This is a genomic window from Acinetobacter sp. SwsAc5 (assembly GCF_013391485.1).
GTDB lineage: Bacteria > Pseudomonadota > Gammaproteobacteria > Pseudomonadales > Moraxellaceae > Acinetobacter > Acinetobacter towneri.
In genome coordinates, this window is record NZ_JACAXD010000005.1 from 42,995 (window position 1) to 55,592 (window position 12,598).

A 12,598-nucleotide genomic window follows, 5' to 3' on the forward strand; every position below is an offset into this window, starting at 1 on the left:
TCAAATTAACACAGCTAAATAGAACTTCTATGACTGCATATCAAAAAACCTAGTTTTGTCACAAAAATGTTGTTTGGTCTTCATTTTTTCTTGCAGATTTTTTAATTTACCCTCCCTATTTTGGGATAGCTCCTAGATTCATCTTATTTCTATACTTCTGACATAACAATTTGGATGACAAGGAATTCATGATGAAAAAAACCTTATTATGCTTAACTTTAGCAGGCTTACTCAGTGCATGTGGTGGTTCAGACAATGATTCTAGTAGCAGTCCCAATCCATCACCATCAAACACCACAAAAACTGGCGTACTGACCGATGGGCCTGTGAGTGGTGCAACTTATACAATTAATGGTGTCTCTAAACGTACAAATGCTCAAGGGGAGTTTGAATATCAAGAGGGTGATGAAATCACTTTCTCTATCGGAAATATTGAAATTGGCACAGTGATTGGTGCTGATCGTATTACCCCTGTGGAGTTAGCCGATGATGTAACAACACGAACAAATTTACTTATTTTTTTACAATCTTTAGATTCTCAGGGGGGTCATGACGATGGTATTCAAATCCCTGACTCAGTGAGTCAACTCCCTGCAAACTCAATTGACTTCTCTAAACCAACAACAGAATTTATTACAAGCTTTCAACCTGTTCTACAAACAATAGAAGATTTTAAAGATAAAGTCGTAGTTAGCGCAACAGAAGCACAAGCTAACTTTAACCAAACACTACTCAAAGATATCGTTGGGGTTTGGTATGCGAAAAATGCTGACTCAGAAATCGTACTTCAAGTAACCTCAGACGGGAAATACCTGATTGGCGAACCTATTGTTAGCTCACCATCTGATAGTGCAAATGGCATGGAGTATGGTGAATTATCGGTAAATGCTGTTGCTGGAGATTTATGGGCGCAATCTTCAATTGATACAAATGAAGATTGGGGCTTAACTGATTCTGGAAAAACACGTGATATGAAAATATCATTTGATGGTACACAGTTAAAAATTTCTGAAGCTCAAAACCCTAATGAAAGTGCAACATTTACTAAAGTCCCTCAAAACAATTCGAGCATTGCAGGTGCTTGGAACTCAAGTTCAGGCAAGCAACTATTTGTTTTCAATCTGGATAATAATACCTATATCATGGTTGATGCTGTTGGGGACGATCAAGTGGAAGTTGGAGAAACGCCTTGTGGTGGACCAGGTATCGAATATGGTAAATATCGTGTTCAAGATGGAAAGTTATTCGTAGATAATATCCTGATCGATACAAATGGCTGTGCAGGCTTATCTGACAATAGTGCAAGCTCAAGCTCAGGTCTACCAGTCACGGTTAATACGACATCACTTACACTCCACGAACCAAATGAAGGTACATTTATACTCACAAGACCCAATATAGAAGGTACTACCACAAGTAGCGCAAGCCAATTCTATAAAGATATTGCTGGAACTTGGGAAATTGGACGCACCAACACATCTGCTGTTTTATTACATATTTTACCCGATGGACGTTATGCGCTAGGTGAAGCAGATGAAGCTGATGTAACGGGGCAACCTGGTATTGAAATAGGACGACTAAATTGGAATGCTTTAACTTCAGCACTGAGTCCAGAGATCTCACTCGATACAAATGGTGACTACGGGCTTTCACATCCTGACAATGATGGTCATCACCGCTTAAGTTATAACGGTACAGATCTAGTGCTGACCGATGTAGGAAGTAATAGCACCTATATTTTAACTAAAGTAAAACAATCATCAGGTCTAGTCGGCACTTGGCAATTTAATCAAACTCACTTGTTTGCTTTCTTTGACACAGGATTCTATTTCTTGTTAGACACCGAAGGTGATTGCGATAACCCAGGAATTGAATATGGTAAATATTCAATAACATCCAATACACTTGCCGTAACAGAAGTGTTATATGACACCAACGGTTGCGGTGGATTACATGACACTTCGGATAGCACTAAAGTTAATGCAACTTATAGCATCTCCGGAACAAGCCTAACCTTGCATCCGCAAGGCGAAGACACTTTTACCCTACAACGTAGTAACTAAAATACTCAGAAGCAGCTTAAGCCCGACTTAGGCTGCTTTAACCAATATGCTCAAAATGAATGGTACAACCCATTAATAAATGCATGAGTTCAATTTGCGAGTTGCATTGGGTTTTTTCATAAATATTTTTAAAATAAGTGCGCACCGAACTGAGGGTAATCCCGCAATGTTCCGCAATTTCTTCTAACTTACAACCATTCAACAACAACTCACACAGCTCAAACTCACGTTTAGACAATTGATAAGCTTGCTGCAAATAGGCTTTTGACAAGGCATAGTGCTGATGCTTATCGGTCAGAAATACCGCAATTTGATGTTGTCCTGCATTTTGATGCTGCATATTTTTTAATTTAGAACAAGGTACGATAGTCAGCATTAATTGTTGTCCTTTCGCATCTGACAAAGACAATACACCGCCTACATCTGCGTTTAATGCCGACTGTCCCAACAACGCTGAATGTAATAATTGATCTAAACGACTTTGATCATAAGCATGGGTTTTTAATCGATTATACAAATCCAAATCTAAACATGAATCGTGTTCCAGCATGCTTTGAGCTAAAGGGTTTGAATAAGTCAAACTCAGCTGATGATCAAGCAAAATTACACCTGTTTTTAAATGATCGAGCACGCTATACAAACTTAAATTTTCTTGTTTAACCAAACTAAACTGACGATGGATTTGTAAAGCACGGCGTAAATGCACACCCAAATGCTTTAAAAAATCCAACTCTTTTTGTTGATACGGCGCTACATCTGGCGCACGGTGTAATCCCAAAACCGCCCAGCGATGTGAACCCTGATCGAGCAAAACAGCCGAGATATAACTAATTCCCGTCGGATTCAAACACCGTTCATAAAAGATATATTCATCACTTTCAGGGTTTTCCCCATAATGCGATAAATCCGAGCTCGCTACTTGGCCCACACCTAAATTTTCCCACAATACTCGGTGTAACTGCATGTCAATCACACGAATCCGCTCATCACGATAGGCATGCAAAGCTTCATCTGGAATATTGTGACTAAATAAAAAATCGTAACTTGGACTAAATTGATCTAAGGCAGTAAAAATGGCGGTTTTACTGTCTGTATATTGAACAATTTTTTCAATTACTTGCGGCCATAAATTCACATCTACAGCGGCATCATAAATACTGCCTATAATTTCGTGTTCTCGGTTATCCATTTTTATCCCCTTTATGCCTACTCCAGCCTGCATTACACTTATTTAATCATTTGTTTTTCTTATTATTCCAAGTAGCATAGTGGGTTTTATTCACAAAAAAAAGCAGTTTAAATACATATCACGCATTTAATAAATAAATGGAAAATGGCTAGGCAGTTTTGCTTTTTCATGCGTGCAAACTCTGAATTATAAAAACCACGTCATAAAAAAACCCCGTATCTGACGATACGAGGTTTTTGAAGTTTGGGTACGCTGATAATTACATCATGCCGCCCATACCACCCATTCCGCCCATGTCAGGCATTGCTGGTTTTTCTTCTGGGATTTCAGTGATCATACATTCAGTCGTCAACATTAAGCCCGCAACAGATGCTGCATGCTCAAGCGCAGAACGTGTTACTTTTGCAGGGTCAAGAATACCCATTTCAAGCATATCGCCATATTCAGAAGTTGCAGCGTTATAGCCGTAGTTACCTTCACCGCTCTTCACTGCATTGATCACTACAGATGGCTCATCGCCTGCGTTTGCCACAATTTGACGAAGAGGCGCTTCAATTGCACGACGTAAAATGTTAATTCCGACATTTTGATCGTCATTTGCACCAGTTACACCGTCAAGTGCTTTCGCTGCGCGTACTAACGCAACACCACCACCTGCAACAACACCTTCTTCAACCGCAGCACGAGTTGCGTGAAGTGCGTCATCTACACGGTCTTTTTTCTCTTTCATTTCAACTTCAGTTGCCGCACCAATCTTGATCACTGCAACACCGCCAGCCAATTTAGCAACGCGTTCCTGAAGTTTTTCTTTATCATATTCAGAAGTAGATTCTTCAATTTGCGCACGGATTTGTTGTACACGCTCAGCAATTTGACCTGCATTGCCTGCACCATCCACAATCACGGTGTTTTCTTTAGATACTGTTACTTTGTGTGCAGTACCCAAGTGCTCTAGTGAAGTTTGCTCCAAAGACATACCAATTTCTTCAGAAATCACAGTTGCACCTGTCAAGATTGCGATATCTTGAAGCATTGCTTTACGACGGTCACCAAAACCAGGTGCTTTCACCGCACATACTTTAATAATGCCGCGCATGTTGTTTACAACAAGTGTTGCTAACGCTTCGCCTTCTACATCTTCAGCGATAATCAATAATGGCTTACCTGTTTTCGCAACTGCTTCTAAAACTGTGATTAATTCACGAATGTTGCCCACTTTTTTGTCTACCAACAAAATGAATGGGTTTTCAAGTTCAGCAGTTAAAGTATCTTGTTTGTTTGCAAAGTATGGTGAGATATAACCACGATCAAACTGCATACCTTCTACAACGTCTAGTGAGTCTTCAAAGCCTGAACCTTCTTCAACGGTAATCACGCCTTCTTTGCCCACACGCTCCATTGCTTCTGCAATTAACTTACCTACAGTCGTATCAGAGTTAGCAGAAATCGAACCAACTTGTTCAATCGCTTTAGTATCTGATGCAGGTTTAGCCGTCGCTTTAATGTTTTCAACCACTGCTTTTACAGCAATGTCGATACCACGTTTCAAATCCATTGGGTTCATGCCCGCAGTTACAGATTTGATGCCTTCATTTAAAATGGCTTGTGCAAGTACAGTTGCAGTTGTTGTACCGTCACCTGCGATGTCGTTGGTTTTACTTGACACTTCACGAACCAACTGTGCACCCATGTTTTCAAATTTATCTTTTAGGGTGATTTCTTTAGCAACAGATACACCATCTTTAGTGATGTGCGGTGCGCCAAAAGAACGGTCGATCACTACGTTACGACCTTTAGGGCCTAAAGTTACTTTTACTGCATCTGCAAGGATGTTTACGCCTGCAATCATTTTTGTGCGGGCTGAATCACCAAATTTTACGTCTTTAGCTGACATGTTTGACTCCAAATATCTTTAAATAATGTTCAAATTGACTTTGAATAACGAGTGCTGAAATTAGCCTTCAAGTACCGCTAAAATGTCAGACTCTTTCATAATAAGAAGTTCTTCACCGTCTACTTTAACTGTGGTGCCTGCATACGTACCAAACAAGACTTTGTCGCCCACTTTAACGTCTAAAGCGCGCACGCCATTGTCTGTGATTTGACCATTACCTACTGCAATCACTTCACCTTGAGCTGGTTTTTCTGCAGCAGAACCTGGAAGCAAAATACCGCCAGCTGTTTTTGTTTCTTCTTCAACACGACGAATAACTACGCGGTCATGTAATGGACGAATGTTGCTCATAAATAACTCCATCAGACTAAGTCTATGTATAGATTCCTGATGACGACTTATTTATTCCATGTGTCATCATCAAAATAAATTTTAGATGACACAGTTGTGGGGATGGAAAAATTCGCTTCAAGGGGAAACGCTAAAAATATTTCAGTTTTTGTTGTTTTTTTAGACAAGTTGAGTGGATCAACCTTTTATTCTGTGTTTTGCAGCCACAACACGAATTGTTTTTGTTCTTCATCAAAGATGTAATGCTGCACATCACCATTGTTACACAATACATTTAAGCTATTCGGCATACCTTGATGCAAACGATATGAAATTGCAGTACCCGCATGAATATCCAGCACAGGATGCGCTGAGCCTAAGGCATAAATTTGATTTAAGTCATATACTGCGGGTTGATGTAAATGCCCATGCAGCAAGGCATATAAACCATTTTTACTCCACTGCTCTAAGGCAATTCGCCCCAACACAGGACAATCTTTAATACCGTGCAGATTATCGGGCTGTGTATAGAACGGCTGATGCGCCACCAAAATTTTTAACTTATTGCTGGGCGCAGCTTGCAATAAGGCATCTATCTCCTGAATTTGATGCAAAGAAATATGCCCACGGGTATGAAAACGTCGCCGAATACTGTTCACCCCTATCACATAAAAATGGGCAGTTTCCAAAATTGTTTCCATACGGCCAAAAAACAACTGATACCGTGCAAACGGACTAAAAAAACGATTCCAAAGGTGATATAGCGGAATATCGTGATTACCTGGCACAACCAAATATGGTAAATTCAAACTGTCTAAAAAATGCTTACAGGCATAAAACTGTGCGTAGCGTGCACGTTGGGTTAAATCACCACTGACCACGACCGCTTCTGGTCGCATACTTGCACACAGTTGTTGTACTGCCTGCATACAAGCCACATTTTCAGTGCCAAAGTGCAAATCAGATAGATGCAGCAGCATGCGGCAACTTAATCTTCAATGCATTTTTCAATACTGAAATACGCAGCGGCGGACGCATTTTGACAATTTCTCCATCAAGCGCCACGGTCAGTTGTGGGCGTTTACTATGAATGACCACCTGCTCTGCTGCAAAACTATACATATCATTGGCTTGATCTAGTTTGCCCTGAATCATTTGCCATAAAATTTTAAATAAAGTCAGCTTATCGCTTTTGGCAACCACGACACCCGCAACTTTGCCCTGTTCTGCCGCTTGCGCAATACGTAAATTCATTTCAGACAGTTGTAATTGATTATTCCCAAAGAAAATGAGCGGCGTTTTCAGCGGATAGCGCTTTGTATCGACCTCTATTTCTAATTTTAATTCTTTACGGTCACGCAGCAGTACATCTAAAGCCGAGGTATAGGCATGTAAAGGAAAGCGTCCTAAATAACGGTTATAACGCTCACGTTTTTGAATAAATAAAGGGTATAAACCCAAACTGGCATTATTTAAATAGATGTGTTGATTGATTTGTGCCACATGCACAGCACGCGTACTGCCAGTTGCGATGACATGCGCTGCTTCAATTAAATCTAGCGGAATATTCAGTAAGCGCGCCACATAATTAAACGTGCCCAAAGGCAAAATACCCATGGGGATAGATGTCCCTTTTAACTTTGCAGCAACCGCATTTAAAGTACCATCTCCACCCGCTGCAACCACAACACCGCTTAACTGCGCTGCTTGATGCCGTGCTAACACCTGTTGCATCAGTTGATCAAAATTGGCGATTTCACCCATTTCAAACAATTGGATTTCAAAACCATGCTGTGACAAAACATGCAACAGTTCTTCATAGACACCTTCTTGCTGTGTGGCATGAAATCCTGATTTTTGATTATAAATAAGAGATAAAGGCTGTAATGTTGTCGACATTTTCTTCAATCATTTTAAAGCTTTTGCTCTAATTTCAACCAATTGATGCAGAATGAAAAGCAGCTTTATGTAAAAATCGAATGACGACCATTCATTAAATCAATAATCATTCTTTATAAAATTTAAGATATAAGTACATGTTTTAATTAAAAATAATTAAAATAAATAATGCCCATAATTTTTTTAAATAATGATAAATGGAACACAAAAAAGTTGTAAGCCCATGTTTCATATATGTTATTCATTATTTATATGGGTATTTTTCACATAAAGCTAAATCAAGCCTATGTCTTATTTTTTTTATGTTTTTGTGCTTTAATACAGCCACTTTTTTTTCATATTTCATCTGAACCATGTACCCCATCGTTCAGATTGTACTTTGTACACGACTTGTACACATTTAAGATAGGCCTCACCATGACCCAAGTGAACGCACCAGAATTCGTTCGTCACCCTAAGCTTATTGCATGGGTTGAAGAAATTGCAAAGTTAACGAAACCAGCAAAAATTGAATGGTGTGACGGTAGCGCAGAAGAATATCAACGTCTAATCGACTTGATGATCGCTAACGGCACCATGCAAGCATTAAACCAAGAAAAACACCCTGGTTCGTACCTTGCAAATTCTGATCCTTCTGACGTTGCTCGTGTTGAAGACCGTACTTACATCTGCTCTGAAAACAAAGAAGATGCTGGTGCGACAAACAACTGGGAAGCGCCAGCTGAAATGCGCGCTAAATTAAACGGTTTATTCGACGGCTCAATGGCTGGTCGTACCATGTATGTGGTTCCATTCTCTATGGGCCCATTAGGTAGCCACATTGCGCACATCGGTATTGAATTAACTGACTCTCCTTATGTTGCTGTCAGCATGTCTAAAATGGCTCGTATGGGTAAAGCTGTTTATGACGTATTGGGCACAGATGGCGAATTTGTTCCTTGCGTACACACTGTGGGCGCACCATTGGCTGAAGGCGAGAAAGACGTTGCTTGGCCATGTAACAAAGAAAAATACATCGTACATTATCCAGAAACTCGTGAAATCTGGTCGTATGGTTCTGGTTACGGCGGTAACGCATTATTGGGTAAAAAATGCTTAGCGCTTCGTATTGCTTCTGCAATGGGTCGTGAACAAGGCTGGTTAGCAGAACACATGCTAATTTTAGGCGTGACCAACCCACAAGGCGAAAAACACTACATCGCAGCAGCATTCCCTTCTGCATGTGGTAAAACCAACTTTGCGATGTTAATTCCACCTGCAGGTTATGAAGGCTGGAAAATTGAAACTGTAGGTGACGATATTGCTTGGATCAAACCAGGTGAAGATGGTCGCTTATATGCAATTAACCCTGAAGCTGGTTTCTTCGGTGTTGCTCCTGGTACAAACACCAAGACTAACCCGAACTGTATGGCAACTCTGCACAAAGACGTGATTTATACCAACGTTGCTGTGACTGACAACGGCGAAGTATGGTGGGAAGGTCTATCTAAAGAAGTTCCTGCAAACTTAACCAACTGGAAAGGTCAACCACATACTGGCGCAGAAAAAGCAGCTCATCCAAATGCGCGCTTCACTGTTGCAGCAGGTCAATGCCCTTCTATCGATGCTGACTGGGAAAATCCAGCAGGTGTTCCAATTTCAGCGTTCATCTTCGGTGGTCGTCGTGCAGACACAGTGCCTCTAATTTCAGAAGCATTTGACTGGGTAGATGGCGTATATAAAGCAGCAACGATGGGTTCTGAAACGACTGCAGCAGCCGTTGGTCAACAAGGTATTGTACGCCGCGACCCATTTGCAATGCTTCCATTTGCTGGTTACAACATGGCAGACTACTTCTCTCACTGGTTAGAAATGGGTGAGAAAGTTGGCGAAAAAGCAAAAGCTGCAGGCAACAAATTACCAGGTATTTACAACGTAAACTGGTTCCGTCGTGATGCAGAAGGCAACTTCGTATGGCCTGGTTTTGGTCAAAACATGCGTGTACTTGAGTGGATCATTGATCGTTGCGAAGGTCGTGCAGAAGCTGTTGAAACTCCAATTGGTTTTGTTCCAACGTATGAGCAATTGAACTGGACTGGTTTAGATTTCTCTAAAGAGCAATTTGAAACTGTAACAGCGCAAGACAAAGAACAATGGATCAAAGAGTTAGAAAGCCACACTGAGTTATTCAACAAACTTGGTGAGCGCCTACCTGCTGCATTGAAAGCACGTCAAGCTGCTTTACTTGAAGCGGTTAAATCTGCGTAATTCAACGCTGATTGCTAAGAAAAGGTCACTTCGGTGACCTTTTTTTATTGCCCTAATATTTTATGTGTTAAAAGCACCGAAATCCGCTCTTCAACAATCCCACCTGATGTGTAAATACTAAATAATACGAAGATTCAAGGTAAAAACATGACATCACAAGCACACGCTTATCAGCTCAAATATAGACAGCCTGCTACACCGCCAACAAAGCCATGCTTTGTCCTCTCAGCTATGGCATACTTAAAACAAGAATGAAATGACATCAAAAACATGGGACATGATCATGAATAAAACCATGAAGAATACAATGATTATTTTGGCTATGACGGGACTTGGGTTAGGTTTATCCGCTTGTCAAAGTTTGCCAGAGCAAAACGAGAATAGTTTTGTTGGCTATAAAGTCGAAAGCAAAACTGATCGCACTGCCGTATTGGCTTATACGCTTGCAGGACGTCAAAACCAACAGCGCGATGAAAGTAAATTACAGCGTGCCTGCCAAAAAGAACTTGGTGCGCATAAAACTTATCAATTGCGGATTTTAAGTATTAATGAAGTGGTGAATCCTGCAGCCAACCAACAAGACCCGTATGGTCGCCAACTTGGGCAAAGCCGCACCTCTATTGGCTTATCGAACACACCTGAGCTACATAGCAGTGAAAACTATGCTACACGTCAGGCCTTAGATGCTCGCCCAAGCACACTGCGTATTGTGCGTTATAGCTGCAATTAATTCGCGCCACAAAACTGGCTTCCTATAAGACGTGATGAGTTATCGCGTCTTATAAAAACTCACATTACGGAACTCTTTGGCTTCATCCAAATCTGGCCATGTGGTCGCGCTGCGTTCATCTATTTTTATATATTGTGGATGACTAAAGTTTTTCACTCGGCTGTCTGCCACCCAAACTTCTGGGGCGAACTTTAAGAACTCATCTAAAAAAAAGCGATTGCATTGATCATAAAGTACATCGGCAGCCAACAATACATCCACTTGTTCTGCTTTGTATAGATCATCTAAATATTCAAGCACCACATCATTCAATTCAGCATTGGCTCGACAGGCTGCAAGGCTAATGGGGTCAATATCACAACAAATTACCCGTTTGGCACCTGCCATTTTTGCAGCAATCGCCACCACGCCCGAACCTGCACCAAAGTCTAAAACGACTTTATTTTTTACTTGCTGCGGTTCTGCCAATAACCATTGCGCCATTGCAAGTCCTGAAGCCCAACAGAAAATCCAGTACGGCGTATCATTCCAAATACGACGAATCACTTCATCATCTAGCTTGTCGGTAGGAAATACTGGTGGAATAAGCCAAAGTGAAATAGGCGTTTCAGGCAATTGCTGTGCCAGTAATTCACAATTTGGAATTACATCATGTAAAGCATCTAAAAGATGTTCAGGCGCTTGAAGAAATTGAAAGGTACAGCTCATTGGATTTTTATTCGTTCTAATTTAAAAAGTTCCCTCTGCTTTTTTAAAGGAGAGGGAGCATTCATTATTTTTACAATGAATTCCCCACTCTTTTTTAGGAGAGTTAGGGAGAGAATTTTTAAGCCCTCATCCCAGCCTTCTCCCTGAGCCGTATACGGCGCAAGAGAAGGAGCATCCATTATTTTCACAATGAATTTCCCCTCTCCTGAGCAAAATTTAAAGCACTGCTTTTAAATTGAAGCGCAAGAGAGGGTTAGGGAGAGGTCTTCATCAACCTAACGCTTTCTCAGCAGCTTCAACCGTTTGACGAATTAATGTCGTAATTGTCATTGGGCCAACACCACCTGGTACAGGCGTATATGCAGAAGCGATTTCTTCAATCCCTTGCAATTGGATATCACCAACACCACCGCCATCACGTGGATGGAAGCCTGCATCAACAACCACAGCGCCTGGTTTGATCCAGTCTTTTTGAATCAATTCAGCTTTACCAACCGCACCCACAATAATGTCCGCTTGTTTCACAAAACTTGCAAGATCTTGGGTACGTGAATGGCAAATGGTCACTGTGGCATTGGCTTCAAGAAGCATCGCAGCCATTGGTTTACCTAAAATTGCCGAACGCCCCACAACAACGGCATGTTTGCCTGCAATTTCAATGTTGTTTTCTTTAAGAATGGTCATAATGCCTGCAGGTGTTGCAGAACCATATGCAGCTTCGCCCATTGCCATACGACCATAACCTAAACAGGTCACACCATCTACGTCTTTTGCAAGTGAAATCGCATCAAAACAAGCACGCTCATCAATTTGCGCAGGAACTGGGTGTTGCAACAAAATACCATGCACATCAGGATTGGCATTCAATTTTTCAATTTCTGCCAATAATTGTTCTGTGGTGGTTTCTGTTGGCAATTCTACTTTTAAAGAATCCATGCCCACACGACGGCAAGCATTGCCCTTCATGCGTACATAAGTTGCAGATGCACCGTCATCACCGACCAAAATAGTCGCTAGAATTGGGGTACGACCTGATTTTGCTTTTAACGCTTCTACACGTGTTAACAGATCAGCTTCAATTTGTTTTGCCAATGCACGACCGTCTAAAATTAATGCCACGGCACATCTCCAAATGTTGATATGAATCAATTTTGCAAATAATACATGATTATTTAGACTATTTTATTCTATATGTCGAATTAATGTGCATCTGCTCATTTAATAGTATTGTTTTTTTTTCAGAGCTTGCTAATATACGCATCACAAGACGCGGCGGGGTGGCAGAGTGGTCATGCAGCGGACTGCAACTCCGTGGACGCCGGTTCGATTCCGACCTCCGCCTCCAATCTTGTAAAACTATGCCCGAGTGGTGAAATCGGTAGACACAGGGGATTTAAAATCCCCCGCCCTCAAAGCGTGCCAGTTCGAGTCTGGCCTCGGGCACCATTTTAAAATAGATTAAAATGGTGCAAATAAAGAACCCAGCATTAAGCTGGTTTTTTTATGCCTAAATTTTAGGTTTTCCCTTCTTTATTCAA

General features: G+C 41.1%; 11 protein-coding genes and 2 tRNA genes. 5 read left to right on the forward strand and 8 right to left on the reverse strand.

Annotated elements, in window-relative coordinates:
- Positions 1-191 precede the first annotated feature (191 nt).
- Positions 192-2,063 (forward strand): hypothetical protein, encoded by a 1,872-nt coding sequence (locus HYG89_RS15980; RefSeq protein WP_256733925.1) that lies wholly within the window; start codon positions 192-194, stop codon positions 2,061-2,063.
- Positions 2,064-2,100: 37 nt separating this feature from the next.
- Here the strand turns inward: HYG89_RS15980 and HYG89_RS03975 are convergent, their stop codons facing one another.
- The 5 genes from HYG89_RS03975 to HYG89_RS03995 form a co-directional block, all read right to left on the reverse strand.
- A complete protein-coding gene (locus HYG89_RS03975) occupies positions 2,101-3,252 on the reverse strand; it encodes a helix-turn-helix transcriptional regulator (protein ID WP_178866148.1) in 1,152 nt (383 codons plus the stop codon).
- Positions 3,253-3,511: 259 nt separating this feature from the next.
- Positions 3,512-5,146 carry a chaperonin GroEL gene (groL, locus tag HYG89_RS03980; RefSeq protein ID WP_168418833.1) on the reverse strand — a complete coding sequence of 545 codons (1,635 nt, stop codon included), beginning with the start codon at positions 5,144-5,146 and terminating at the stop codon, positions 3,512-3,514.
- A 60-nt stretch (positions 5,147-5,206) separates the two neighbouring features.
- The gene (gene groES, locus HYG89_RS03985; RefSeq protein ID WP_004972131.1) at positions 5,207-5,497 is read right to left on the reverse strand and encodes a co-chaperone GroES; all 291 of its coding nucleotides are present in this window, start codon (positions 5,495-5,497) and stop codon (positions 5,207-5,209) included.
- Between the two features lie 185 nt (positions 5,498-5,682).
- Complete coding sequence (locus HYG89_RS03990; protein WP_178866150.1) at positions 5,683-6,456, reverse strand: metallophosphoesterase; 774 nt, start codon at positions 6,454-6,456, stop codon at positions 5,683-5,685.
- Positions 6,437-7,375, reverse strand: a complete 939-nt coding sequence (locus HYG89_RS03995; protein WP_178866152.1) for a diacylglycerol kinase family protein — start codon at positions 7,373-7,375, stop codon at positions 6,437-6,439. The genes HYG89_RS03990 and HYG89_RS03995 overlap by 20 nt, the downstream gene beginning before the upstream one ends.
- Before the next feature lie 417 nt (positions 7,376-7,792).
- Between HYG89_RS03995 and HYG89_RS04000 the strand changes: the two genes are divergently transcribed.
- Positions 7,793-9,622, forward strand: a complete 1,830-nt coding sequence (locus HYG89_RS04000; protein ID WP_004972137.1) for a phosphoenolpyruvate carboxykinase (GTP) — start codon at positions 7,793-7,795, stop codon at positions 9,620-9,622.
- A 295-nt stretch (positions 9,623-9,917) separates the two neighbouring features.
- The gene (locus HYG89_RS04005) at positions 9,918-10,352 is read left to right on the forward strand and encodes a hypothetical protein (protein ID WP_026438295.1); all 435 of its coding nucleotides are present in this window, start codon (positions 9,918-9,920) and stop codon (positions 10,350-10,352) included.
- Between the two features lie 39 nt (positions 10,353-10,391).
- Here HYG89_RS04005 and HYG89_RS04010 read toward each other — a convergent pair whose 3' ends face one another.
- The 3 genes from HYG89_RS04010 to folD form a co-directional block, all read right to left on the reverse strand.
- Positions 10,392-11,060, reverse strand: coding sequence for a methyltransferase (locus tag HYG89_RS04010; protein WP_178866155.1), 669 nt, complete (start codon positions 11,058-11,060; stop codon positions 10,392-10,394).
- Complete coding sequence (locus tag HYG89_RS04015; RefSeq protein ID WP_096900994.1) at positions 11,057-11,239, reverse strand: hypothetical protein; 183 nt, start codon at positions 11,237-11,239, stop codon at positions 11,057-11,059. The genes HYG89_RS04010 and HYG89_RS04015 overlap by 4 nt, the downstream gene beginning before the upstream one ends.
- A gap of 91 nt (positions 11,240-11,330) precedes the next feature.
- A complete protein-coding gene (gene folD / locus HYG89_RS04020) occupies positions 11,331-12,179 on the reverse strand; it encodes a bifunctional methylenetetrahydrofolate dehydrogenase/methenyltetrahydrofolate cyclohydrolase FolD (RefSeq protein WP_178318548.1) in 849 nt (282 codons plus the stop codon).
- 152 nt (positions 12,180-12,331) lie between these two features.
- On the opposite strand from folD, the gene HYG89_RS04025 reads away from it, so the two are divergent.
- Together HYG89_RS04025 and HYG89_RS04030 are read left to right on the forward strand one after the other, a co-directional pair.
- Positions 12,332-12,405, forward strand: a tRNA-Cys gene (locus HYG89_RS04025).
- A gap of 15 nt (positions 12,406-12,420) precedes the next feature.
- Positions 12,421-12,506: transfer RNA gene (locus tag HYG89_RS04030), tRNA-Leu, on the forward strand.
- The last annotated feature ends 92 nt before the right edge of the window (positions 12,507-12,598 follow it).